The sequence below is a fragment of the Shinella sp. GW835-FHT14H05 genome (assembly GCF_058793575.1).
The window spans coordinates 14,785-39,009 of the sequence record NZ_JBXAFY010000014.1 but is presented as its reverse complement, the minus strand read 5'-3'; the positions used below and the strand labels follow the sequence as shown (position 1 = coordinate 39,009).

The window sequence follows — 24,225 nt, the reverse complement described above, 5'->3', positions numbered from 1 at the left end:
AAACATCAATCAAATTTAATCAGTATTTGAATTACTTTTGATTCAAATTTTAGGAAAATTCTCGATGTGCTAGACGAAGCCAGCTGACATTTATATAACTGAATTTAAAAAGCTTTTTCCAAATCGGACAACATCGCTATTTCCCAGAAGACAGAGCCCTTGCTCCAAAGGAAGGCAACCCGTCAGCGCATAGGTGGATACCTCACGCTCGGCAGATTTGATGGTCGCTGTGAACGTGAGGCTCCACAGCCAACGATGGACCCCGAATTTTCAATACCTCATCGGCCATGTGCCACATTGAAACGCGATAGGTCCGTCGCAAGGTGGTCGCCTAGTTTGCGCTAGGACGTGGTCCGCGGCCCAGCCGGTTGAACAGCCGGGGTCGCCGCCCAGCGCGAGAGATTGCTGCCAGGCGCCGAGGCGGCGACGGCGTCCTGATCGAGAAGCGCTTGGATGACGGCGCCGGCGCCCCTCGTGCGAACCTTTGACGCCGCGGTGCGCAGCGTCCCGGCCCGCCGAGCAATCTCGCCGGCGGTGCGCAGGGCCGATCCTATCCCTTCAACGAGGGCAAGGCAGACGGCCCGGGCAAAGGCAGCTTCCCCCGGGGCGAACGCGGCCTCTGCCCCCAAGCGTCTTGAAGGCCGGCCCATAGCGCTCGGCCATCAGCAGCGGCATGGCACAATCCCATTTCAGCTGCGCCGCGATCAGCAGATCGGCCAGCATCCAGCCGAGCGGTTCGGCATCCGGCCGCACGGCATGTAGGGCCGTGACCGAGTCCGCCGCGGCAAGAGGCGCCGGGCGGCCCGATTGCAGCGCATCGTCGGCATGGTCGACCACCGTGGTGAGCCGATCGTCCCAGGCAAGCCCCAATAGATCGGCAAGCTCGGCCACCGCTTTCGAGGAAAAGGCGGGTTTTCGGGTGGAAAGCCTTTTGGTGGCCAAAAACACCTTTCCGGCCGGGCCGGGATCGTCGCCGGCGGTCGTCAACAAACGGCGTCGCGCAAGGCGGGCTCGTCCTCGCTACGGCCCATCAGCCGGACCGCGACGGCAGCACATTTGAGGGCCTGGCGCGCGCGCCAGCAGCCGGCCCAGACGGGTTCGGAGCGAATGAGATCATCCAGCGATTTCAAGGCGATGCCGGCGGAGAAAGCGGCGGCAAGTTCGTCCGGCTCGCGGCCGCGCGGCAGGGTCCAGCCGGGCAAGGTGGCAGGGAGCGCCGCGAAGGCGACGGGTGGAATAACGGGCGAATCCATGACCGCCACCCTATGCCAAGTGTGCAGTTTATGCCAGAATTATGCGCACTAACCGCACGACCTGTCTTTCCTGCATAATGATGGATAACGTTGCCTTATCGTTCGTTTTGTTCTTTAAATAGGAGATGACCCAAATCATCGACGAGACTAGCGAAAATGGCCCTCTGGAGCACTCAGCGCCGCTGCACAGCACAGCGGATTCCACTGATGTTTCCGCGGCCGGGGCTTCGGCCGACCTCCCTTCCCCTCTTCCCATGGCAACTGCCGGTCTGCCCGCCCAGCTGCAGGATCTCACGGAGCGCGCCCGCGGCTACGTCGAGGCGGCCAGTTCAGCCAATACACGGCGGGCCTATGCGGCGGATTGGAAGCATTTCTCCGCCTGGTGCCGGCGCCAGAACCTGTCGCCCCTGCCCCCGGATCCGCAGGTCGTCGGTCTCTACATCACCGCCTGTGCCAGTGGCACCGCCTCAGGCAGTGCCGTTGGCACGGCGACGCGCGGCGGCAAGCCGAACAGCGTTTCGACCATCGAGCGGCGCCTTGCCGCCATCGGCTGGAATTATGCCCAGCGCGGCACGCAAAAACTCGATCGCAAGGACCGGGCAATCGCCACTGTCATGGCCGGCATTCGTAACAAACACGCCGCCCCGCCCCGTCAGAAGGAAGCGATCCTGCCCGAGGATCTGATCGCCATGCTGGAGACGCTCGATCGAGGCTCGCTGCGCGGCCTGCGCGACCGGGCGATGCTGCTCATCGGCTTTGCTGGCGGCCTTCGCCGCTCGGAGATCACCGGCCTTGACCTTGGCCGCGACCAGACAGACGATGGGCGCGGTTGGATCGAGATCTTCGACAAGGGTGCGCTACTCACCCTGCGTGGCAAGACCGGCTGGCGGGAGGTCGAGATCAGCCGCGGTTCCTCGGATGCTACCTGCCCTGTCGTCGCGCTCGAAACCTGGATCAACTTTGCCAAGCTTGCCAAAGGCCCCCTCTTCCGGCGCGTGACCGGGAAAGGCAAGGATGTCGGGCCGGGCCGCCTGAACGACCAGGAGGTGGCCCGCCTCGTCAAGAAGACGGCGCTCGCCGCCGGCGTGCGCGGCGACCTCTCCGAGGCCGAGCGGGGCGACAAATTTGCCGGCCATTCGCTGCGCGCCGGCCTCGCCTCCTCGGCCGAAGTCGACGAGCGCCATGTGCAAAAACAGCTCGGCCACGCCTCAGCAGAAATGACTCGCCGTTATCAGCGGCGTAGAGACCGGTTTCGTGTCAACATCACCAGAGCCGCTGGGCTGTAGCGCTCCCGTCCTCTACCAAGACTTCAGGTCTTTTAGGAGGTCCGCGGCTTCAGCGCTGGCACGGATAGACGCGCCCGTGGGCGGGCGCGGCGAAAAGTAGTTGCTACAAACAACGGCATATTATGATTGGCTCAATCTTATTGAGCGTTTACCCTCGACCGCAACATGGGCATCCGCCGCCAAGCGGCCCCATCGTGATCTGTTCGCTTTTTTGAACGTGTTCGTTGAGCGACCCGCCTTCGAAGGTTTGGTCTTTGATGCGTTCAAGAAATTTTTTCCTGTCAGCCAATGACAGCTGATTATATCCGTGCAGGATTTTTCTAAGTTCTTCGTTCATTTCTACTCCTAGTTTCCACCGCAGTGTATGCATTTACTACGAGGCCAAAACGGCACATTTCTTGATTTTGGCTCGTTCCCACAAATGCACTTTCGTTGAACTTCGATCAAGCCAGCCCTAAGGCCGATTTGCTTTTCTTTTGGGGAAATGTTTTGCTGGACATCATGGGAATCTATGTTCTCCTGCTGGCTTTGACGCATTCTGTATTCTTGCCGAATGTCTAATACATCATTTCGCCCGATTTTCTTCCACGCCTCTTTGAGATTGTAGCTGTCGCGCATGGCTCGGCTGCAGTATGCCAAGTTATCATCCCAGCGAGAGATCAATGACCAAAGAGCCAAGAGGAGTTGTGCGGCAGCTGCAGCGCCCAAAATTCCAAACATCAGCTTTTTTGCGGCGGGTTCAGCTTCGAGCCACTCAGCGGTAGCGGTAAACGCAAGTAAGATCGGCACAGCGAATGCTAGCCAATCTCTGATGCGGGTCAGCCGATATAAACTGTTGAACCTCCGAGAAAACACCTCACGAGTACCCTCTGCGTGGATTGCATTATCCCATGCCTTTGCACGAAAATCCCTTACTTCTTCGTCTTCTATGACCATTCTCCCAATACAAGTGTGGATTCTTCCAGCGAGCAACAATTTACCGATGAGTTCTCGCAAATCAACAACCACAGCAGCGTGATCGGATTTGACTGGAATGACACGCGAATATTCTCGGCGAATGACGCCGCGAGAGTAGCGGAATGTCGTCATTCCCTCGCTACAACGGCACGCTGCCTCACCTAGAATCCTCGAGGCTCGCCCTGATGTTCGATGTCGGCCCAGCCTGTCCCGATCTGGGCTGGCGAGAGCGTACTACGCACCTCTAGGTGCTACGACGGGAAATGGCAGGAAATCAGCGCCTGGAGGCGTTTGCAAACGAACAGTTATCCTTATCCTCTGCATTTGGAAAATCTCCTTTGGTCAGCTCGTACAGGTCCACCAAATGCCCGCTGACAGTCGAAATCGCTCTCCTGCTCGCCCACACGGGCGCCTTATAGGCTACGCGCGCGTCTCCACCGATGAACAGGCGACGGAAGCGCAGGAAATCGAGCTTCGTTCGGCCGGGTGCGAGGCGATCGTCCAAGAACACGGTTCAGGCGCATCGCGTGCTCGGCCGGCGCTGGCGAAGCTGCTCCGCGAACTCGACGCGGGCGACACGCTCGTCGTCGTTCGTCTCGATCGCCTGGCGCGTTCGGTCAGCCATCTGCTCGACGTGATCGAAGATCTGAACGCCCGAGGCGCGCATTTCCGTTCGCTGCGCGACCCCATCGACACGTCGACGCCCTAAGGGATGTTCTCCCTGCAGGTGCTTGGCGCCGTGGCACAGGTCGAACGTGCCCTGATCTCCGAGCGGACCAAGGCCGGTATTCGAGCGGCCAAGTCGAGAGGAAAGTTACCGGGCAATCCTGGTATCCGCGAACGCCGGCCGGAGATGCTCGCGAAAATGACGGCGGCGCAGAAAACCGCCTACGGCGAGCGCCTCCAGATCTCCGTCAATCGATGGCTTCCGACAGTGCGGCGCATGCGTCCGGACCACACTTGGGACGAAATCGCCCGTGTCCTGCAGCAGCGTGGGATCGATTGGACACCTGAGCGCCTCCGCCGTGCCGTGAAATGGCTCGTCGCCGAGCACCTTGCTGAAGCCGAGCTGCTGCGGAAATCTCCGGCGCGACCGCCGGAAGACCGACTCATGACGTTGGTGGCGGGCATCTATTCGTCGAACCGCGACCAGACTTTGCGGGAGATTGCGATCCAACTCGAACGCCTCCGCGAGCGCACACCACGCGGCGGAACAAAGTGGTCACCCTCTTCCGTCAAGAACTTGTTGGATAGGGCGCGGAAACATGGGTTGATCGAGCCGCCGCAGAACCAGTAGTTCCAGGGCGAGCGGAATGCCGGCATGACCTGGTGAAAACAGAAAAGCCTGCCGCAGGAGGAGATGCGGCAGGCTTTCCAAACTGTGATCGGCAACTGGGAGGAGGAGTGTCGCCGATCCGGTGCGAGCGATCTAGGGAGGAGGAGAAGATCACTCGCGAGATGAAGTTCGTGGGAGGAGGTACGAACTTCATGCAGACAATATGCCCCCGGCCGGCTTCACGGAGAAGGCCGAAAACCTGCATGACAGCGTTGCAGGTTGCGCACGTCAATCGCCGCGTCCCGCTGGCAGACGCGTCAAAGCGCCACGAATTCACCCTCTCCTCTCTTCGATCGATGCGGTTTTCGCACCTCCGGTCTAAGGGAGAGGCAGGAATCCAACTCTGCCGCAAACGCACCTTCCTGCTGGCTATGCGGACCGTAGCTCGCCGCCGGCACTGCTTCGCATCAAGGCCATGATCATCGGCCCAAGCGAGAATTCCCCGCGCTCGGTCCGTCGCGTGAGATCGCGCAGATAGCCACCGGGCGAATTGATGTGCCCTTCCCTTTCGAGGATGCAGGCAACCGCTGTCGCGGCGTTTTCCGCCCCCATCGTGTCGCACGCGTCCTGATAGGCCGATGGGCTGATGCCAAGCATTGTTCTCACGACGATGGCGGCGCTCATCAAATCCCGCCAGCCCGAAATCGCCCCTCCCTGCGGCACGTAGGCAGCGATTTCCGGGCAAGCTCGCAGGATCATATTCAATGGTAGCGGTCCCATCGGCTTGGCAATCCGTTTCGGTTCTTTCTCCAGCGGCGCCCCCTGCTCTTTTCGAGAGCGAGGTTCAAGTTCACTAAGGGATTCGGGATTTGAATTCTGTATGTGGCATCTGATTTGGACAGCATTGCTATCCATTTTTTCTGCTTTTTGCTGCATATTCAGGATGTTGAGCACTTCGTCGCGCAACAGGCCCATTTCGTCGAGGATCGCCTCGACTTCAGTACGGCTGGGCGAGCGCGGAATCCGTCCGACAAGCGCGACGAACATAGCATCGATCGTTTCCCAATCGCCGTCCGCGCCCTCCTCTACCGCGGCCGTAATCAGCTTGCGAACATCCCGGCGGCAAATCGTAAGGGCTTCCTTCGCCCGCTTGAGCAACCGGCGTTCCTCTACGACCTGCTGGGCAAGAATCGCGAATTCCTCGACACGAGCCAGGAGTGGCGCGAGGCTGAAGCCATACGCTTGCTCGATCTCCCCGCCCCTCGCGCGGTGAGCGTACCGCTTACCGTTCGGACTATCGCGCCGAAAGATGATCCCTGCATCGACAAGAACTGCCAGATGACGGCGCAACGTCGTGCCGGCAATGCCGTGGGCTCGATGGGAGAGCTGCTCGTTAGAGGGAAAGACCACTAGGCCGTGCTCCTCCGAAAGCTCGCTTTTGGGGTAAAAGCTCAAAAGCGCGTCCAGAACGGTGATCGCGCGATCCTGAAGGCCGAGTAGTCCGCGTGCCTCGCTCACGTCGCGGAACACTTTCCACTTGTCGATGGACTTGCCTGCTTTGATATCAGCCGCTTGAACCTGCCGATTCACGAGCGCAATCGACATCCGCCGCGGCCCAAAGGGCGCGGTTACATTTCCGATCTGCATGTCTTTCACCTTTCAAAAGGCAAAGAAAATGCGTCGCCGTAAACGACGTTGACTCTTGACGGCGATTCCAGGAAATGCGATTCTCTTAGTGACCAAACTGAGAGAGAGCCTTTCGGAACGCTGTTTCGGAGGGCTTTTTCTTTGCGCTGTTGCTCCTTCTGAACTTTCTCGCTTATTCTTTAGACCGTTTGAACTCGGCATAGATGTCCGGCATTGACTTCAACAAAAATGCTCCGAAGTCAGGCGCGGTCTTCTTGTCGAGAACGAGTGTGAACGTTTTGGCATCTTCCTTATACCGAAGCGGCCGTGAGCCATCTTCAGCTTTCCAGATTGAAGCTCGACTCTTCGCGGCCTTCTGTGGCGCGACGACATTAAACAGCAGCACAAAGCGGTCGTCCGAAGGGAGCGTCTTGAAGTCAGATTTCCCGACTTCAACAAAGATACTCTCCAACGCACCCTTTGATGCGAGGCGATCGGCGAACTTAAGCCACCGATCTCTGCCAGCCTTCGGTGAAGGCCCTATCGATCGAATAATATCGGCTGGAACTGACTGAGCGGCTGAAATCAGCTTCGAGAGGCCCGTCTTATCGATTCCGAGCGCCGCCATAATCGTCTCTCGGCCGTAGCCATTCGCTTCAAGCTCCGCGGCGTAGAGCGCTCTCTCGATAAAGGAGAGATCACGCCGCCCGGTGTTCTCCTGTCCCTGTGCACGAACAAGCTCATCGTCTGTAAGCGGCTTTACCGCCGCCTTAACGAGAATACCGGCCGCCTTACAGGCTCGACGCCTGCGTCGACCGTACGCAATTTGATATCGGCCCTCGATGTCGGGGTGAGGGCGGACGAGGATTGGAACCTGCTGCCCCTGCTCTTTGATCTGCCGCGCGAATTCCTCAAAGTCTGCGGGATCCTCCTCCAATCGGTCGACGACCTTCGGCTCGTCGATCAAATCAGGATCAAGGTCCATCAATGCCTGAGACTTTAGAGCGGAAATTGATCGAGACACTGCTCCTATAGCGCCTCGCGAAGAAAACGCAGGGAGCGCCGCCTCCTGCACTGCCCCATCATGCGAGTTGCCGTCCGGCAACTTAGCCCCAACGAGGTCAGAAAGATGATGTTTTCTAGCCACTTACGCCTCCGCCCCTCGACCTTTTGCAGGTCGCATACGGCTCCTCCAACTGTAGGGCTGACAAGAGTTGCCGGCCGGCAACTCCAGACCAATTCTTCCAAAAAGGTCGTAGGAATCAATCATTTACGTCCCCATGCAGCTTCGATCAGATCCGCAATCTCACCGTTGACGGAATCGAGTGATTCCATGGCCCTGTCATAGGTGTTTCTGTGAAACTGATCGCGGCTGACCTCATACATTGTCTGCTTCGAGATACCGGCGTCTGAAATCGCGGTGCTCTTTAACATCGGATGGTTCAGGACATGCTCCCCGAACATAGTTCGCATGAACGAAACCATCTGATTCTGCGGCCCGTCTCCTGGCTCATAGCGCGTCACGAGATACCGCATCCAATCGTACGACATACTACCGCCCGCGTCTGCGACTACCGAGAGCAATTCTGACGTCATCAAGAGGAACTGGCACATCGACATGACGTCGAGCATCTGAGGATGGACAGTAACCAACACCGCAGTCGCGGCGCACAACGCCGAGATCGTGAGAAAGCCAAGCTGGGGAGGGCAGTCCACTACGACCACGTCATAGTCATCAGCCACGCTGGAGATTGCATCATCCATGCGCGTAAAAAATATGTTCTCACGGTTGTTGGACCCCAACACCTTGGCGGTGTCGTGCTCGAAGTCCATCAGCTCGAGGTTTCCGGGAACCAGATCGAGATTTGTGAAATAGGTCTTCTTGATTACATCGCGCAAAGGCACTCGGCCAGCGTCGTAGCGCACAGCGCCATACAGTGTCTCGTTCTCCTGAACATCGAACTCGGGCTGATAACCATGGAGAGCTGAAAGACTTGCCTGCGGATCGAGATCAATCGCGAGTACGCGATATCCCTTAAGTGCGAGGTACTGAGCGAGATGCGCGGAGGTCGTGGTTTTTCCGCTGCCGCCCTTAAAATTGACTGTTGCGATGACTTGAAGGTGCTCTCGCCCGGATCTCCGGGGAGAATAGCGCCGATCATTTTTCCCGTTCGCTTCGAGATATTCGCGAAGAGCCTGAATCGTGTCGACCGTATAGGAGCGCCTACCTCCTGCGCCCATATCAGGCTGTGGTCCTTTACCGTCGAGAGATAGATGCCGAAGATAGGCATCGTGCACACCTATCAGTTTCGCCGCTTCGGTCGAAGAGAACGAGCGGAGACTTTTTCGCGCCTCGGGCGGATAGAGTTTGAGACGATGCTCATGAAGGCGAGCTGAGAGATCTCGCGCATGAGATCCAATCAGTTTATGAATCGCCTTTTGAAGCTCGACGGGATTTTCCACGACTTCCTCACGTACACACGGATATTTTCGTAAACACGGCATTTAACCGTGCATAGAACACCCGATTCCACCCATCTTGGCAAGATTTTTTAGGTTAACAAAAGGTTAACGAGGTTGAGCGGAATCGACGAAAGAAGGCCGTCCGAGAGCGATTTCCGATTGTATCTCCATGAGTTAGCTACGCTGGGCAAAAACGCGCCCAAGTGACTCTACTAACACTTTTGTTAGTAATCTCGGACCATCGGGCACCCATTCAGGTCACGCTCGCCGGCAATTCACACAGAATCACCACTAACACTTCTGCGAGTAGATCGCCGCGCCGATTGGCAGCAAACCACCCTGCGTCTCAAACGCCAGGGAGATTTGTTCGATGCGAGTCACTGCAATTGCGAAGGCCCGAACTGCCTCAGAAATGAGGATTCTCGACGACATGCACCGTCTCAGGGCGCGCATTTTCCAAGGCCGCCTGTCTTGGAACGTCCGATGCACCGACGGCCGAGAATATGACGAGTTCGATGATCTGGCGCCGACCTACATCATCACGCTCTCCAACAGCGATTCGGTCATAGGCTGCGCGCGTCTCCTGCCCGCCGTCGGCACGACGATGCTGGGTGCCGTCTTTCCTCAGCTCCTTCGACGTGGCCAGCTCCCCGCTCATCCCCGGATGATCGAAAGTTCCCGGTTCTGCGTCGACACCGAATGCGAGGAGGGGAGGGTCGACGGCTCTCTGCATGTCGCGACGCTCACTATGTTCGCCGGCATCGTCGAGTGGTGCATGGCAAACGGCTACAACGAGATCGCTACCGCGACGGACGTGCGCTTCGAGCGCATCCTGAAACGTGCCGGCTGGCCGATGCAGCGTCTCGGCGATCCGAGCATGATCAACGAGACGCGCAGCGTCGCCGGGATCCTCCCCGCCGATGCCGTGAGCTTCAAGCGTTTGCGCCCTGCCGGTTATCACTCGGCGATCCCCGCCCTCGGTAAGAAGGCGGCTTGATCGATGACGTCCCATCAGCACCATTCGCTTCCGCGCCTGATCTCCAAGCTGGAAAACGCGCTCGGAGACCATCTCTGCATCGCCCTCGATGATCCGAGTGTCGTCGAAATCATGCTCAACCCGGACGGAAAGCTCTTCATCGAGCGCCTCGGCCACGGCATCGCCGCCGCCGGCGAGATGACGCGCGCTGCTGCCGAGACGGTCATCGGGAGTGTTGCACATGTCCTGAAGTCGGAAGTGGACGAGGACAACCCTATCGTCTCGGGCGAGCTTCCTATCGGTGGGCATCGTTTCGAGGGGCTGCTGCCGCCCGTGGTAGCGGGACCATCCTTCACCATCCGCCGGCGTGCATCGCAGCTCATCCCACTGGATGGCTACATCCGGTCGAAGACCATGACGCCGATGCAGGCGTCGGTGATCCGAAATGCCGTCGAGTCAAAGCTCAACATCGTGGTGGCGGGCGGAACCGGCTCGGGCAAGACGACGCTGACGAACGCGATCCTTGCGGAAATCGTCGAGCATGCGCCCGAAGATCGGCTCGTCATTCTCGAAGACACGGCCGAGATTCAATGCGCCGCGGTGAACGCCGTGTGCCTGCACACCAGCGATACCGTCGATATGTCGCGCTTGCTCAAGAGCACAATGCGCCTCCGGCCAGATCGCATCATCGTCGGCGAGGTGCGTGACGGAGCTGCGCTCACGCTCCTGAAAGCCTGGAATACCGGACATCCGGGCGGCATCGCCACGATACACGCAAATTCGGCGCGCTCGGCTCTGCAACGCCTGGAACAGCTGACGGCCGAAGCCAGCCAGCAGCCGATGCAGGCCGTCATAGGCGATGCGGTCGACCTCATCATCTTCATCGAGCGCGTCCCGAAAGGCAGACGCGTGACGGAAATCCTTCATGTCAGCCGCTTTGCCGGCGGCCAATACCACACCGAACCATATGCAGAGGAAGAGCGCGATGCAGCGTAACCGGAAACCCATTACCCTTGGCTGCTTCATCGCAATCGGCGCGATCGTGCTCGCTACGCCGGCACTTGCCGGCTCCGGCGGCGGTGGCCTGCCCTGGGAGGGACCGCTCGAACAGATTCAGGAATCGATTACCGGTCCGGTGGCCGGCTATATCGCGCTCGCCGCGGTCGCCATCGCCGGAGGCATGCTGATCTTCGGCGGCGAGTTGAACGACTTCGCGCGGCGGCTGGTCTACGTCGTCCTCGTTGCCGGACTTCTCCTCGGCGCGACACAAATCGTCGGCCTATTCGGAGCGACCGGTGCCTCGATCGGACCAATCGAGGCCCAATTGGACGTGAGCCCGGTTTCCGGGGGAGGGGAGGGGGCTCATGGCTGAGTCCCTTTCCGGCCTGCAGCGCAACCGCATTCATCGCGCCCTGTCCCGGCCGAACCTTCTGATGGGTGCGGACCGGGAGCTGGTGCTGATCACCGGGCTCGCGGCCGTCATTCTGATTTTCGTCGTCCTGACGGTCTACTCGGCGCTGTTCGGCATCGCCGTCTGGGTCGTCATCGTCGGCATCCTGCGCATGATGGCCAAGGCTGACCCGATGATGCGGAAGGTCTATATCCGCCACGTCTCCTACAGGCACACCTACAAGGCGACGACCTCGCCCTGGCGCCGGTACTAGGGAGGAGATGATGGTCGCTCTCCGCCGATTCCGCGCCACCGGTCCATCCTTCGCGGATCTCGTTCCCTACGCCGGCCTCGTCGACAATGGGGTGCTCCTCCTGAAGGACGGCAGCCTCATGGCCGGCTGGTACTTTGCAGGACCGGACGCCGAAAGCGCGACGGACCTCGAACGCAACGAACTGTCCCGCCAGATCAACGCCATCCTGTCGCGGCTCGGCACGGGCTGGATGATCCAGGTGGAGGCCGTTCGCATTCCGACTGTCGACTACCCGTCGCAGACCCGCTGCTTCTTCCCGGATCCCGTCACCCGCGCCATCGATGCAGAACGCCGGGCACATTTCGAGCGGGAGCAAGGGCATTTCGAGAGCCGCCATGCACTCGTGCTGACCTATCGTCCGCTCGAATCGAAGAAGAGCGCGCTCAGCAAATACGTCTATTCGGATGAAGAGAGCCGAAAGAAATCCTATGCGGACACGGTTCTCTTCATCTTCAAGAACGCCGTTCGCGAAATCGAACAGTATCTCGGCAATACGCTCTCGATCCGGCGCATGGAGACGCGCGAGACCGTCGAGCGGGGAGGGGAGCGCGTCGCGCGATATGACGAATTGCTCCAGTTCGTGCGGTTCTGCGTCACCGGCGAGAACCACCCGATCCGCTTGCCGGACGTGCCGATGTATCTCGACTGGATCGCGACCGCCGAGCTTCAGCACGGCCTGACACCGAAAGTGGAGAATAGATTTCTCGGCGTCGTCGCGATCGACGGCCTGCCGGCCGAGAGCTGGCCGGGCATCCTCAACAGCCTTGACCTGATGCCGCTGACCTATCGCTGGTCGTCGCGTTTCATTTTCCTCGATGCAGAGGAAGCGCGCCAAAAGCTCGAGCGAACCAGGAAGAAGTGGCAGCAGAAGGTCCGTCCGTTCTTCGACCAGCTGTTTCAGACGCAAAGCCGGTCGGTCGACCAGGATGCACTGACCATGGTGGCCGAGACGGAGGACGCGATTGCCCAGGCATCGTCCCAGCTCGTCGCCTACGGCTACTATACGCCGGTCGTGATCCTCTTCGATCATGATCGCGAAGCGCTTCAGGAGAAGGCAGAAGCGATCCGCCGTCTCGTGCAGGCCGAGGGCTTCGGCGCCCGCATCGAGGGCCTGAACGCCACCGACGCCTATCTCGGGAGCCTGCCGGGAAACTGGTTTTGCAATGTTCGCGAGCCGCTGATCAATACCAGCAATCTCGCGGACCTCGTCCCACTCAACTCGGTCTGGTCCGGAAGCCCGGTGGCGCCTTGCCCGTTCTATCCGGAAAGCTCGCCGCCGCTGATGCAGGTCGCCAGCGGTTCCACGCCGTTCCGCCTGAACCTGCATGTCGACGACGTCGGTCATACCCTGATCTTCGGCCCAACGGGTTCCGGCAAGTCGACCCTGCTCGCGCTGATCGCAGCGCAATTCCGCCGCTACGAGCGCGCGCAGATCTTCGCATTCGACAAGGGCAATTCGCTCTATCCGCTGACGCTTGCCGCCGGCGGCGATCATTACGAGATCGGCGGCGACGCGGAGGAGGGGAGGACGCTCGCGTTCTGCCCGCTCTCGGACCTCGCGACGGACGGGGACCGGGCCTGGGCAAGCGAATGGATCGAAACGCTCGTCGCCCTGCAGGGCGTGACGATCACGCCGGACCACCGCAACGCGATTTCGCGGCAGATCGGGCTGATGGCCAACGCTCCCGGCCGCTCGCTCTCCGACTTCGTATCGGGCGTACAGATGCGGGAGATCAAGGACGCGCTGCACCACTACACGGTGGACGGACCAATGGGGCAACTCCTCGATGCCGAGCGGGACGGGCTAACGCTCGGCGGGTTCCAGTGCTTCGAGATCGAGCAGCTGATGAACATGGGCGAGCGCAGCCTGGTTCCGGTGCTGACCTATCTCTTCCGCCGCATCGAGAAGCGTCTCGATGGCGCGCCGAGCCTCATTGTTCTAGACGAAGCATGGTTGATGCTCGGCCATCCGGTCTTCCGGTCGAAGATCCGCGAATGGCTCAAGGTGCTGCGCAAGGCCAACTGCGCCGTGGTTCTGGCAACACAGTCGATATCGGACGCGGAGCGTTCCGGCATCATCGATGTGCTGAAGGAATCCTGCCCAACCAAGATCTGCCTGCCGAACGGCGCGGCGCGCGAGCCGGGCACGCGGGAATTCTACGAGCGGATCGGGTTCAATGAACGGCAGATCGAAATCGTCTCCACCGCCATCCCGAAGCGCGAATATTACGTCGCCACCCCGGACGGTCGCAGGCTTTTCGACATGTCGCTCGGACCTGTCGCGCTGAGTTTCGTCGGCGCCTCCGGCAAGGAAGACCTGAAGCGCATCCGCGCCCTGAAATCCGAGCATGGCCAGGAATGGCCGGCCCATTGGCTTCAATCGAGAGGAGTTTCCGATGCCATCGACGTCCCCAGCAAAACGTAGGCTCGCACGCGCGCTCGTCGTCGCCGCAGTCGCCTTCGGCACGGCCTCACCGGCGCTTTCGGGCGCGGCCACCGGCGAGGCGACGGAGTTGACCCAGCTCGCCAACAACGCGGAGCTGATCAAATTGCTCGAAAGCTCGGGCGTGCAGGTCGAAAACCAGCTGACGCAGATCAGCCAGCTCGCCGAGCAGATCCAGAACCAGTTGAAGATGTACGACAACATGCTGCAGAACACCGCGCGACTTCCGGATCATATCTGGGGGCAGGTGGAGCAGGATCTCGGACAGCTTCGCGATGTCGTCAGGCAGGGGGAGGGCATCGCCTTCTCGATGGGCAATGCCGACGACGTGCTCCAGCAGCGCTTCAAGAGCTATGCCGATCTGAAGGACAATCTGCCGAACAAGGAGAGCTTTTCCACGGCCTACCAGAAGTGGTCTGACACGAACCGCGGCACCATCGCCGGCACCCTAAGCGCTGCCAGCCTCACTGCGGACCAGTTCGACAGCGAAGAAAGTACGATGAAGGAGCTGCGCGGCATGTCCGAGAGCGCCGACGGCCAGATGAAGGCCCTGCAGGTCGGCCATCAGATCGCGGCGCAGCAGGTCGACCAGATGCAGAAGCTGCGTGGCCTCGTCTCCCAGCAGATGACGATGATGGGCACCTGGCTCCAGACCGAGCAGTCCGACAAGGATCTCGCGCAGGTTCGGCGCGACCGCTTCTTCAACGCCGAGGTCAAGTCCATTCCCGAAGGTCAAAAGATGGAGCCGCGCTGGTGAACCGGTCCCTTGTCATATTCATCGGCGCTGTGGTGGCCGCCGCGGCCCTGTCGGTCGCGGCCACGGTCCTCATCCTCAAGACCGACGGCACGAGCAAGCCGGTAATGTCCGAGGAACAGCGAGCCGCGCGCGAAAAATTCTTCGGCTCGGGCAAGGAATTGCAGCCGATCGAAAAGGGGCAGGAGATGCGTCCGCGATGGTGAGAACCGATCTTGAGCGCACAGCCGTCATCACGGCCCTGTTGTGCGTTGCGCTTGCCGCGCCGGCCTTTGCACAACAGGGCCAGGTGCTGACCGAACTGGAAAACCAGGTCTCCTCGGCCGCGAAGGGGTGGGAGACCACAATCATGGATGCGGCGCGATCCCTGTTCTGGATCTTGGCCGGAATCGAGATCGGCATCGCCGCGGTGTGGCTCGCGATCCAGGCGGCGTCACTCGACAGCTGGTTTGCCGAACTGGTCCGCCGGATCATGTTCATCGGCTTCTTCGCTTTCGTTCTCGATCAGGGACCGACGTTCGCGCGCGCTGTTGTGGACAGCCTTTTCCAGATCGGCTCCGGCGGCGGCTCGGCCTCGCCGGCGGAAGTGTTCGACGCCGGCATCCGGGTCGCATCGCAGATGTCGCAGCAAGCGCAGTTCGGTGTCTTCGAGGACAATGCGCTCGCGATCGCGGCCGTGCTTGCGATGGGCATCGTCGTCATCTGCTTCTCGCTGGTGGCGGCGATCTTCGTCAGCGTCATGGTGGAAATGTATGTCGGCCTGCTCGCCGGCATGATCATGCTGGGTCTTGGCGGGTCATCGTTCACGAAGGACTTCGCCATTCGCTATCTCGTCTACGCCTTCGGGGTAGGGATGAAGCTGATGGCGCTGGTGATGATCTCCCGCATCGGCTCGGAGGTTCTCATCGGATTGGCGCAAGCGCCAACCGCCGAGAGCGATCAGTTCATCACGACGCTCGCGATCGCGGGAATCTCGGTCGTGGTCTTCATCATCGCAATGTACGTGCCGAACATCATGCAGGGCGTGGTGCAGGGCGCCTCGGTGACGGGTGGAATGGAAACCATCCGCCACGGAGGCCAGGCCGCGTCCTTCGCCGCCGGTGCAGGGTTCCTCGCAGCCGGCGCGGCTGGCGCAGGCTTTGCGGCGGCCCAGGCCGCCCGCGCCGCCGGCTCGTCCATCGCCGGCGCAGCAGCCCGTGGCGTCGGCGCCGGTATCGGCTCGGGCGCGAAAGCTGCCGGCTCGGCCGCAAAGGAAAAGGCGATCGGCTCGCCCGGCGCCTATGCCGGCTCGATCCTCGGCCTTGCGAACGCCAAGCTCGACGAGAAACGCAGCGGCGGCAGCGGCACCAAACCGCTGCCCGAACGCAACGACAAACCATAAGAAGAAGAGATTGATCGATGGCAGCAGATCGCGCCCCCGAAAACCCTTATCTCGCCGCGCGCCAGGAATGGTCCGAGCGATACGGCTCCTACGTCCAGTCGGCGCGGGCCTGGCGCATCGTCGGCATCCTCGGCCTGACCATGGCGGTGATCGGCTTCAGCTATGCCATGTATCTGAGCACCCAGGTCAAGCTGGTGCCCTATATCGTCGAGGTCGACAAGCTCGGCACCTCCGTCACGGTCGGCTTCCCCGAGCAGATCGAATATGCCGATGCCCGTGTCGTGCGCGCGACGCTCGGCAACTTCGTGACCAGCTTCCGCTCGATCACGCCGGATGCCGTCGTTCAGAAGCAATATATCGACCGGACCTATGCGCTGCTTCGGACATCCGATCCGTCGACCCAGAAAATCAATTCCTGGTTCCGGGGAAACTCGCCTTTCGAGAAGGCGAAGACATCGACGGTCGCCATCGAAGTCAACAACATCGTGGCGCTCTCCAACCAGACCTATCAGGTCGACTGGACCGAATATGAGCGCGACCGGAAGGGCAAGGAAACCGGAACACGGCGTTTCCGCGGCATTGCCACGGTCTCGCTGACGGCGCCCCAGGACGAGTCGACCATCCGGCTCAACCCCATCGGTCTCTACGTCCGCGACTTCGACTGGACAGCACAGCTTTAAGGGCAGGGAACATCAAATGCACAGAACAGGATCGATCGCGGCCGCCAGCTGCATGGCCGCACTCGTCTTCGCCTCCGGCGCACTCGCACAAAACATGACGACGAACGAGGTGAGGGGAACGAACATTTCGGGCAAATGGCGCGGAACGCCCGGTCTCGTCGCCAAGGGCGCGGATGGCAAGGTCATTTTCCTCTATGGGGAAACCCAGCCGTCGGTCGTCTGCTCCCCGCTTCAGGTCTGCGACATCGAATTGCAAGGTGGCGAGATCGTGCGCGACGTCCTTGTGGGCGACACTGTGCGGTGGAAAGTCGAGCCAGCCACCTCGGGCGCAGCCGGGGGACAGGCGATCCACCTAATCGTGAAGCCTTCCGAAGCCGGGCTTGTCACCTCGATGGTCATCACGACGTCGCGGCGGACCTATCACATCCAGCTCAAGTCCCATCCGAGCCAGTACATGGCCCGTGTCGGTTTTGAGTATCCGGAGGACGTCTCCACGAAGCTTGCGGACATCAACGCTCGGCTGGAGACGGGCGGCATCCCTGGCACCGCGCCCGACAAGCTGAACTTCTCCTATTCCGTCACCGGCAGCGCGGCATGGAAACCGAAGCGGGTCTATTCGGACGGCACGAAGACCTACATCCAGTTCCCCCGTTCGATCGGTGGGCAGGACGCGCCGGTGCTGTTCGTCGTCAGCGGCGGCCAGAACCGGATCGTCAACTATAGAATGAAGAACGACATGATGATTGTCGACTACGCGGTCGATAGGGCGATCCTCGTTTCCGGGGTCGGCTGGCGTCAGCAGAAGATCACCATCCGGCGGGGAGGATAAACGATGCGGCGATTGCTTCCCCTCATTCTCGCCGCCGGCCTGCTCTCCGCCTGCCAGACGGCCGACGACGGCTTCTCAACCAACTCGGCGCCGGCCGTCATCTCCGGTCCCGCCGCCAGCGCCATCGCCGGCGATATGGCGAGCCGCCTTGCCGAGCAGATCGGGCCGGCCGGAGGCACGACGCTCAAGATGGACAAGGGCACGTCCGAATTCGCCATCGCGCTCGAGGCGGCGTTGAAGGGCTGGGGTTTCTCCGTCGTTACCGACGGCAAGGTCGAGAAGGGTACAAAACCCATCAAACTCGAATACGGGATCGACAGCATGGACGGACAGGTGCTCGCCCGCCTGTCCACGCCGACGATCGCGCTCGGCCGCGCCTACACCGCGACTCCGGGCGGCGCCACGCCGGCGAGCCCGCTTTCGATCATGCAGCGGAACTGAGGAGAAAATCATGGTTCAGTCGCTTCAGCTCGGAACGGCCACCCAGGACGACGACCAAAAGGGCATGCGTCGTCTCAATCGGCTGCCGATCATCGCGGCGATCATCTTCATCGTGCTGTTCATTGGCGTGGTGGTGATCGGGCTTTCCTGGCGCGGCCTGCCCTTCGGGCGCAACAACGATCTCGACAGCGCCTCGAACACATCGGCCTCGACCTATGGCGACAAGCTCAAGCAAGGCGTATCCGACGGGATTATCGGCGAGCCCGAACAGCGCGAGGTTTTCCAGCCAACGCCTGCGGCCGAACGCCAGGCGGAGGAGAAAAACGTTCCTGCGGAGTTGCCGCGCCGGACCGAACGGGAAGAGCATCGGCCAAAGCTGGAATCGAGGGAGGAGTGGCTGGCGCGCCTGGAGCGCGAGCAGGAAGAGCAATATATCCGTGAGAAGCATCGCCAGAATATGGCGCGCTTGCAGGCCCGCGCCGGTGCGCTGGACTCGCCGGTGAAGGTCGACATCTCCGATCTCGGACGCACCAGCACCGATACGGCCACAACAAATGGGCAGCGGCTGGCCACTGCGCCGAACGGCACGTCCGACCTCTACGCGGCGGCGATGAAGTCCGGGCTGCTTGGGCAGAACGTGGATCAGAACGGCCAGACCTCGAAGGAAGATTTCTTCAATCAGGACATCAAGGATCTTGGCTATTTGCCCAACCGCGTCGTCCCACAATTCTCGCCCTACGAGCTGAAACGCGGCTCAGTCATTCCCGCGACGCTGATCACCGGCCTGAATTCCGACCTACCCGGACGCATCACCGCGCAGGTCAGCCAGAATGTCTATGACAGCGCTACAGGCTACCGGCTTCTCATTCCGCAGGGCGCCAAGCTGTTCGGGCGCTACGACTCGAAGGTTTCCTTTGGCCAAAGCCGCGTTCTCGTCGTGTGGACGGACCTGATCTTCCCAAACGGCTCGACGCTGCAAATCGGCGGCATGGCCGGCACGGACGCGGAAGGCTATGGCGGGTTCAAGGACAAAGTGGATCGCCACCTCTTGAGAACATTCGGCTCGGCCGCGCTCGTCGCGATCATCGGGACCGGGATCGATATGTCTTTGCCAGAGAGTTCGACGCTCGCGACGCAGGACACCGCATCAGATGCTGCAAGGCGCAACTTCGCGGAATCCTTCGGCCGCGTGGCGGAGCAGACGATTTCGAAGAACCTCAACGTGCAGCCGACGATCCGCATCCGTCCCGGCTATAAGTTCAACGTCCTCGTCGACCAGGACATTATCTTCCCCGGCGCTTACGCGTCGCGATAGTACGAAAACTGCACACATTCCATACAGTTCGTGAGGTTTGCGTAACCTTCAACGCTGCCGCGACGAAAGTGTCATGGAAATGTCATCTTTTTTCGCCTATCGATTTTTAGCGCCCTCAAGTTGATGCAGCATTTTCTAATCGCGATTCGCGCGTGTTGGCAGCATCGACCTGGTCGCGGCGTTTCGGGCGATGGAGGTATCGATTGAATCAATGGTTCGTGCGGCTCACAGAGCAGATGTCGCTTGCGCATGATGATGCCGCGGTGGCGGATGTCCTCCAGAACATGACCAGCGATGCGGGTTTCAGGTATTTCGCCTATCTTAACCTGCAGGCGGAAACCCAGACCGCGATCTCGACCTATCCCAAAGAATGGCAGGTACGGTACTTCGAGAAGAAGTTTGCACACATTGATCCGGTGGTGCTCAACGCGAAATCCCACCCCGAAGCTTTTGCATGGTCGAATACGGTGACGCCGGGAATGACCAAGGAGCGTCGCGCGTTCTACGGCGAGGCGTCGGAGTTCGGTATCCGCTCCGGCATCTCCGTTCCGATCAAGACGGGCTTCGGCCGCATGGCGATGTTGACCTTGGCATCGGATGAACCGAATGCAGGCGAGGGGCTCGACTTCAGCCCGGTCATGGCCGCAGCTTCATTCGGACAGGTGCATTCGCGAATGGAAGTCATGCGCGTGCGCCCGACGCGTGTGACCCGCATTCGGATGAAAGCGAACGAGTTGACCTGCCTTCGCTGGTGCTCGGAGGGTAAGACGGCGAGGGACATTGCCGACATCGAGAACACGACCTATGGCAATGTCCGCTTCTTCATTCGGAATGCGAAAACCGCGCTCGGCGTAACGTCGTTGGCGCAAGCGACGGCTTTAGCCAAGGAACTCGGCCTGATCTGAGCCTCAATGAGGCTTTTTCGTCAGCGTCTCGGGTATGTATCCAAGAATGTCGAGAAGCGTCGAAACGACCGTCTGTTGCGCATGGACGGCGATCATCGCCGAGACAAAGGCGTGATTGGTGTCGTCGCCCGCGCCCGACGGTTGCGATTCCAGGATCGCCTCGAGTCGTATCGCCTCGTCACGCAGACGGCGGTGCTTCTCCAGTTCCTCAATGACGAACTGCTCGATCTCCTGTGGCTCAAGGCCATTCATGAGGCCGATCAGCGGCCGCAGCACTAACTTGTTTCCCGACACGGTATCATCGTCAGACACACCCACCACATTCACCCACAAAATGGCGTCCGCGGTGCGTCCCCGCCAACTATCCCTTGACCCCAGACCGGGGGTTAGAAAACCGAACACAGTCGGCCCCTGAGACCTTTAGCGACGAGCGCCTGGACATGCGTCACAGGCCCCCGGCCAAATAGCCAGAGGATCCGATATCGTTTCGGCCGATATCCGCCGCTGTGTTCGAGGTTTCTAAGCCTCGAGGCGGTACGGTGCCGCCTTGGAGTTTGTATAGAAAATCTGCTCGCCCAGCGCCAGTCCCGTTTCGGGACTGTCTGTCAACATGGTTTCCAACCGATCGGCCGGCACCTCGCTCGTCGATGGGGTGCTGCATCTGTATTTTCGTCGAAAAATGAACTATATGTGGCTGATCCATTTGAGAGAGACGATGCTGCACCTCACACACGACACCGAACAGCTTGCCCGCAAGGTTGCGGCTCGCGCTGGCCGCAGGCCTGAAGACCTCATTCGCGCTGCGCTTGAGCGCGAAGCGAGAGAACTCGGCGTGTACACTGACCAACCAGCACGGCGCCGGATGACCGTTGAACAGATGATGGCTGTGGGGAAAAAGGTATCTTCGCTGCCTCTGCTTGATCCGCGCTCTCCGAAAGAAATTCTGGACGATCTGAACGAGCAATGATCGTCGTCGATTCTTCTGCAGTGATCGCCATTCTCGAAAACGAGGATGATGCAATCGTTTTTGCCCGCGCTATCCAACAGGCCGACAATCTTACGATGTCAGCGGTCAATGCGCACGAATGCGCCGTGGTTCTCCGCGGCCGGCGCGGTCCCGAAGGGGAGCAGATCGCATGGACATTCTTGGCTGACAACGACATTCGTATCTCGCCATTCGATGAGATCCAGGCCCGTGGAGCATCCGAGGCGTTCGGACGGTACGGAAAGGGTATTGATCCGAGGGCCAGGCTCAATCTAGCTGACTGCGCCGCCTATACGCTTGCAAAAAGCCTTTCGGCGCCTCTGCTGTTCAAAGGGGAAGACTTTATCCATACGGATGTCGCAGTCGCCGTTCGATAGGTGCAAACCGCACGACCAACCCCACCGAGCGGCATTTGCCAACTTATAAATATTCTGACTTCGGTTTGGGAAACGGACGGTCGCCGTTAGCGGCTGTGCCGAGAAAGATGGCATTTGTCTTGTCAATAAGTTCTGGCGGCGGGGCGACAAACATTCGCCCATGGTTGCTAAAATCTCCTTCAAAGCGAAATATGGCTGATAGTCTCTTTGATTTTGTATTTTGGGAGGGGGCATGGGAGTGCCAGATCGGTTTGCGATCGAGTATCCGAGACGGGCGCTTGAGCTCATCGGCATGCTCGAAGCGCAGGCAAGGGAGAATAACCTGCTCGGTTCATTTGGACTGTTGGCTGCGTCTGCAATCTTGACGATCCCATTCGAGAGGATGCGTACAAGTCACTTCCTACACGACGAGGCGCGCGATACGGACTTGGTCAAAAATCTAAAGGCACTGGAGAAAGCGGCTTTTCTGAAAGCGCCATTCTGGCGAGCTGAGCCGGACGTCGGCGCCTGGCGGCAGTCCCGTATCGTGAATTCTGTTGATGAGGTACATGGCTGGTTGGATCAGGACGGCTGCGATCCCCGTTCGGAAGAAGTCAACACGATTCAAGCCCGCAAAGCCAGTGAGGTGTTACGTGTGCTCCGCAATGCCCTAGCGCATGGCAACATCATCTATCTCGACAAAGACGGCCAGGAGATCGCCGGCAATCAAATGGTCTACATGGCCTTCCTCTCGCGCTATGAGGAAACTGCGGTACAACGCGAACAAGCTGAAACCTATAGAGTGGTGATCACGACCGAGGAGGCCTTCCTGCAGTTCGTCAAATCATGGGCCGAATGGATCGGCAGTCTCGACCTTGATCGACGGTTGGCGGCAGCGGCATGACCGGGCGCTTTTCTCCATTTGTGATCAAGGCATTAACGGACCTCATTACCGGCGGCGCGGGTCAAGGGCCGGATATTACCGAGCCGATCGGAATTTATCGGAGTGGCCCTAAGATAGAGGCGCTGTTTCTCGATTGTGGCCTCGACATGCGCATCGGGAGCAGTTCGCGAGTTCCCGCGACCACTCAATTCTTACGCGACCTGGCCCGCCAATGGGACGGCGACGATCATATGAAACGCGTTATCCTGCGTGTCTGCGATCCTCGCGAATACATATCCGCTCCCGACAAAGCCGTCGCAGTGAGACAGCACCTGAATGCTGCTCTGGAGGCAGACGGTTTAGCCGTCACCATTGTCAGCGGCACTGCGCATCTGGTCGAGCGAACCAGTGCTGGCCTAATCGTAGAACCCTTCATCAGCAAGGTGACGAAGTTGGATTTTGACACCGTGCAGATCGAAATTGCGCGGGCACTGCCGAGTCTCAATGCCGATCCAGAAGACGCGGTCACAGCAGCATGCTCGCTCATAGAAGCAGTATGCCGCTCGATCTTGATCGAGCTACATTTGCCGCTGCCGCCAAAGCGCGATATCGACGGATTGCTCAAAGCGGTGCAGGAGCCTTTGGGACTCTCGCCGGGCCGCACCGACCTGCCTGCAGAGATCGAGCAGGATGTGCGCCAAGTGCTCGGCGGGCTCACGTCCGTTACCAAAGGTATCGGTGCGCTGCGTACACATGGTGGTGACGCCCACGGGCGTGAAAAAGGCTTCCGCCGTATTGACCCGCGTATCGCACGCCTGGCCCTCAATTCCGCGAGTTCGATTGCGCTCTTCTTAATCGAGACCTGGGAAAGCAAGCAGCACCGCCACCTTCCGCAACATAGAGAGCAGGCATGAGCCCCCGCGTGTCTGCCGAAGAGATGAAGGTGGCGGCGATCGCTGATCTTCCGTCAGCTGCCATCGGTTATTTCCGTAGCTAATCAAGAAAGTGCTCGATAAACCAACAGCGACGGCTTTTCAGTCAATCAGGAGGATTGTGGAGGCCGCTGAAATGAGGTCGAAATCAGCCTCCGTTAATCCGCGAGAGATCTACGCGAATGCCCGCCCTTCCAGTGTCGGTCTCTTCCGCCTCCGCCTCAGCGGCGGCATCGTCGGGGGACGCTCCCTCGACCGGATCGTCGTCCGCCTGCTCTTCATCGTCCTGCTTCTTCACGGCCGGCAGCTTCCAGTTCGTCCCCGGCTCCTCCGCTTGGAACACGCTTACCCCCTCGAATTCCCCTGTCTTCCAGGAGAAGACGGCATCCTCGAATATCTGGGGGAGCACGTCCTTGCTGGTCGGGTTCCCATACCATTTTGCGACGATGCGCATGATCTTGGCGAACATCTTCGTACCCATGCGCAGGTTTTCGCAGGCGTCGACGACATCGGGCTTCAGCTCGGCGGCATCCTTCACCCCGACGCCTGCAGGGAGCTGCGTCAGCCCCACCCGAACGACGGCCCGACCGACATGCTCGCGGACGATTGCCATGGCGTCGTCCGGCGTCGTCGGCTTCGGCACGAGAATGAGCCGGCCGCCGGATTTCACGGTGATGGCGAGCGGATCGGGCGCTCCAGCGGTCTCGACAAATTGCCGGACGATGGCAGGTGTCAGGGAAGGATCGGCGCATTTCTCAATCAGGGCGGATTCCAGCATGGA

The 24,225-nt window shown here is 60.0% G+C and carries 26 protein-coding genes and 2 pseudogenes; 19 read left to right on the top strand and 9 right to left on the bottom strand.

All coding sequences use genetic code 11. From position 1 onward, the window contains the following. Nucleotides 1–341: 341 nt before the first annotated feature. Nucleotides 342–650, bottom strand: coding sequence for a DUF1403 family protein (locus tag AC1Q6Z_RS28330; protein ID WP_370360473.1), 309 nt, complete (start codon nt 648–650; stop codon nt 342–344). Then, nucleotides 559–1,253 (bottom strand): annotated as a pseudogene (locus AC1Q6Z_RS28325) (DUF1403 family protein). Before AC1Q6Z_RS28325 ends, AC1Q6Z_RS28330 begins: the two are co-directional and overlap by 92 nt. 125 nt (nt 1,254–1,378) lie before the next feature. On the opposite strand from AC1Q6Z_RS28325, the gene AC1Q6Z_RS28320 reads away from it, so the two are divergent. After that, nucleotides 1,379–2,539 (top strand): tyrosine-type recombinase/integrase, encoded by a 1,161-nt coding sequence (locus tag AC1Q6Z_RS28320; RefSeq protein ID WP_306041363.1) that lies wholly within the window; start codon nt 1,379–1,381, stop codon nt 2,537–2,539. Between the two features lie 148 nt (nt 2,540–2,687). Here AC1Q6Z_RS28320 and AC1Q6Z_RS28315 read toward each other — a convergent pair whose 3' ends face one another. Together AC1Q6Z_RS28315 and AC1Q6Z_RS28310 are read right to left on the bottom strand one after the other, a co-directional pair. Beyond that, the gene (locus AC1Q6Z_RS28315) at nt 2,688–2,876 is read right to left on the bottom strand and encodes a hypothetical protein (RefSeq protein ID WP_306041365.1); all 189 of its coding nucleotides are present in this window, start codon (nt 2,874–2,876) and stop codon (nt 2,688–2,690) included. 8 nt (nt 2,877–2,884) lie between these two features. Then, a complete protein-coding gene (locus AC1Q6Z_RS28310) occupies nt 2,885–3,628 on the bottom strand; it encodes a mobilome CxxCx(11)CxxC protein (protein WP_306041366.1) in 744 nt (247 codons plus the stop codon). A 192-nt stretch (nt 3,629–3,820) separates the two neighbouring features. On the opposite strand from AC1Q6Z_RS28310, the pseudogene AC1Q6Z_RS28305 reads away from it, so the two are divergent. Then, a pseudogene (locus AC1Q6Z_RS28305) lies at nt 3,821–4,793 on the top strand (recombinase family protein). A 408-nt stretch (nt 4,794–5,201) separates the two neighbouring features. Here the strand turns inward: AC1Q6Z_RS28305 and repC are convergent. From repC to repA, 3 genes are all read right to left on the bottom strand, one after another. Continuing rightward, nucleotides 5,202–6,419, bottom strand: coding sequence for a plasmid replication protein RepC (gene repC / locus AC1Q6Z_RS28300; protein ID WP_306041369.1), 1,218 nt, complete (start codon nt 6,417–6,419; stop codon nt 5,202–5,204). 172 nt (nt 6,420–6,591) lie between these two features. Next, nucleotides 6,592–7,545 carry a plasmid partitioning protein RepB gene (gene repB, locus AC1Q6Z_RS28295; RefSeq protein WP_306041371.1) on the bottom strand — a complete coding sequence of 318 codons (954 nt, stop codon included), beginning with the start codon at nt 7,543–7,545 and terminating at the stop codon, nt 6,592–6,594. A 119-nt stretch (nt 7,546–7,664) separates the two neighbouring features. Continuing rightward, nucleotides 7,665–8,861, bottom strand: a complete 1,197-nt coding sequence (repA, locus tag AC1Q6Z_RS28290) for a plasmid partitioning protein RepA (RefSeq protein ID WP_306041373.1) — start codon at nt 8,859–8,861, stop codon at nt 7,665–7,667. A gap of 370 nt (nt 8,862–9,231) precedes the next feature. On the opposite strand from repA, the gene traI reads away from it, so the two are divergent. The 13 genes from traI (at nt 9,232) to AC1Q6Z_RS28225 (ending at nt 20,288) form a co-directional block, all read left to right on the top strand. Continuing rightward, nucleotides 9,232–9,858, top strand: coding sequence for an acyl-homoserine-lactone synthase (traI, locus tag AC1Q6Z_RS28285; protein ID WP_306041375.1), 627 nt, complete (start codon nt 9,232–9,234; stop codon nt 9,856–9,858). A 3-nt stretch (nt 9,859–9,861) separates the two neighbouring features. Further along, nucleotides 9,862–10,833 carry a P-type conjugative transfer ATPase TrbB gene (gene trbB / locus AC1Q6Z_RS28280; RefSeq protein WP_306041377.1) on the top strand — a complete coding sequence of 324 codons (972 nt, stop codon included), beginning with the start codon at nt 9,862–9,864 and terminating at the stop codon, nt 10,831–10,833. Continuing rightward, a complete protein-coding gene (locus tag AC1Q6Z_RS28275; protein WP_306041379.1) occupies nt 10,823–11,209 on the top strand; it encodes a TrbC/VirB2 family protein in 387 nt (128 codons plus the stop codon). The genes trbB and AC1Q6Z_RS28275 overlap by 11 nt, the downstream gene beginning before the upstream one ends. After that, on the top strand, nt 11,202–11,501 hold the full coding sequence (locus AC1Q6Z_RS28270; protein WP_306041381.1) for a conjugal transfer protein TrbD: 300 nt from the start codon (nt 11,202–11,204) through the stop codon (nt 11,499–11,501). The genes AC1Q6Z_RS28275 and AC1Q6Z_RS28270 overlap by 8 nt, the downstream gene beginning before the upstream one ends. A gap of 10 nt (nt 11,502–11,511) precedes the next feature. Further along, entirely contained in the window at nt 11,512–13,965 is a 2,454-nt protein-coding gene (locus AC1Q6Z_RS28265) for a conjugal transfer protein TrbE (RefSeq protein ID WP_306041383.1), read from the top strand. Beyond that, nucleotides 13,937–14,740 carry a P-type conjugative transfer protein TrbJ gene (gene trbJ / locus AC1Q6Z_RS28260; RefSeq protein WP_306041385.1) on the top strand — a complete coding sequence of 268 codons (804 nt, stop codon included), beginning with the start codon at nt 13,937–13,939 and terminating at the stop codon, nt 14,738–14,740. Before AC1Q6Z_RS28265 ends, trbJ begins: the two co-directional genes overlap by 29 nt. Further along, complete coding sequence (trbK, locus tag AC1Q6Z_RS28255; protein ID WP_492649961.1) at nt 14,737–14,943, top strand: entry exclusion protein TrbK; 207 nt, start codon at nt 14,737–14,739, stop codon at nt 14,941–14,943. Before trbJ ends, trbK begins: the two co-directional genes overlap by 4 nt. Continuing rightward, complete coding sequence (gene trbL / locus AC1Q6Z_RS28250) at nt 14,937–16,118, top strand: P-type conjugative transfer protein TrbL (protein ID WP_306041389.1); 1,182 nt, start codon at nt 14,937–14,939, stop codon at nt 16,116–16,118. The genes trbK and trbL overlap by 7 nt, the downstream gene beginning before the upstream one ends. A 17-nt stretch (nt 16,119–16,135) precedes the next feature. Then, nucleotides 16,136–16,798 carry a conjugal transfer protein TrbF gene (locus tag AC1Q6Z_RS28245; RefSeq protein ID WP_306041391.1) on the top strand — a complete coding sequence of 221 codons (663 nt, stop codon included), beginning with the start codon at nt 16,136–16,138 and terminating at the stop codon, nt 16,796–16,798. A gap of 16 nt (nt 16,799–16,814) precedes the next feature. After that, on the top strand, nt 16,815–17,627 hold the full coding sequence (gene trbG / locus AC1Q6Z_RS28240; protein WP_306041393.1) for a P-type conjugative transfer protein TrbG: 813 nt from the start codon (nt 16,815–16,817) through the stop codon (nt 17,625–17,627). A gap of 3 nt (nt 17,628–17,630) precedes the next feature. Further along, nucleotides 17,631–18,068 (top strand): conjugal transfer protein TrbH, encoded by a 438-nt coding sequence (gene trbH / locus AC1Q6Z_RS28235; RefSeq protein WP_306041396.1) that lies wholly within the window; start codon nt 17,631–17,633, stop codon nt 18,066–18,068. A 10-nt stretch (nt 18,069–18,078) separates the two neighbouring features. Next, a complete protein-coding gene (gene trbI, locus AC1Q6Z_RS28230; protein ID WP_306041398.1) occupies nt 18,079–19,383 on the top strand; it encodes an IncP-type conjugal transfer protein TrbI in 1,305 nt (434 codons plus the stop codon). A 203-nt stretch (nt 19,384–19,586) separates the two neighbouring features. Continuing rightward, nucleotides 19,587–20,288: an autoinducer binding domain-containing protein gene (locus AC1Q6Z_RS28225; RefSeq protein WP_306041401.1), complete on the top strand. Its 702-nt coding sequence runs from the start codon at nt 19,587–19,589 to the stop codon at nt 20,286–20,288. Between the two features lie 3 nt (nt 20,289–20,291). Here AC1Q6Z_RS28225 and AC1Q6Z_RS28220 read toward each other — a convergent pair whose 3' ends face one another. Beyond that, complete coding sequence (locus tag AC1Q6Z_RS28220; protein ID WP_492649960.1) at nt 20,292–20,606, bottom strand: transcriptional repressor TraM; 315 nt, start codon at nt 20,604–20,606, stop codon at nt 20,292–20,294. Between the two features lie 292 nt (nt 20,607–20,898). Here AC1Q6Z_RS28220 and AC1Q6Z_RS28215 point away from each other — a divergent pair, with 292 nt between their 5' ends. From AC1Q6Z_RS28215 to AC1Q6Z_RS28200, 4 genes are all read left to right on the top strand, one after another. After that, a complete protein-coding gene (locus tag AC1Q6Z_RS28215; protein ID WP_306041403.1) occupies nt 20,899–21,255 on the top strand; it encodes a hypothetical protein in 357 nt (118 codons plus the stop codon). Next, the gene (locus AC1Q6Z_RS28210) at nt 21,252–21,650 is read left to right on the top strand and encodes a type II toxin-antitoxin system VapC family toxin (RefSeq protein ID WP_306041404.1); all 399 of its coding nucleotides are present in this window, start codon (nt 21,252–21,254) and stop codon (nt 21,648–21,650) included. Before AC1Q6Z_RS28215 ends, AC1Q6Z_RS28210 begins: the two co-directional genes overlap by 4 nt. A 232-nt stretch (nt 21,651–21,882) precedes the next feature. Further along, entirely contained in the window at nt 21,883–22,533 is a 651-nt protein-coding gene (locus AC1Q6Z_RS28205) for a HEPN family nuclease (RefSeq protein WP_306041406.1), read from the top strand. After that, entirely contained in the window at nt 22,530–23,426 is an 897-nt protein-coding gene (locus AC1Q6Z_RS28200; RefSeq protein WP_306041408.1) for an abortive infection family protein, read from the top strand. Before AC1Q6Z_RS28205 ends, AC1Q6Z_RS28200 begins: the two co-directional genes overlap by 4 nt. Before the next feature lie 166 nt (nt 23,427–23,592). Here the strand turns inward: AC1Q6Z_RS28200 and AC1Q6Z_RS28195 are convergent, their stop codons facing one another. Beyond that, nucleotides 23,593–24,222, bottom strand: a complete 630-nt coding sequence (locus tag AC1Q6Z_RS28195; RefSeq protein ID WP_306041410.1) for a TraH family protein — start codon at nt 24,220–24,222, stop codon at nt 23,593–23,595. Nucleotides 24,223–24,225: the final 3 nt, after the last annotated feature.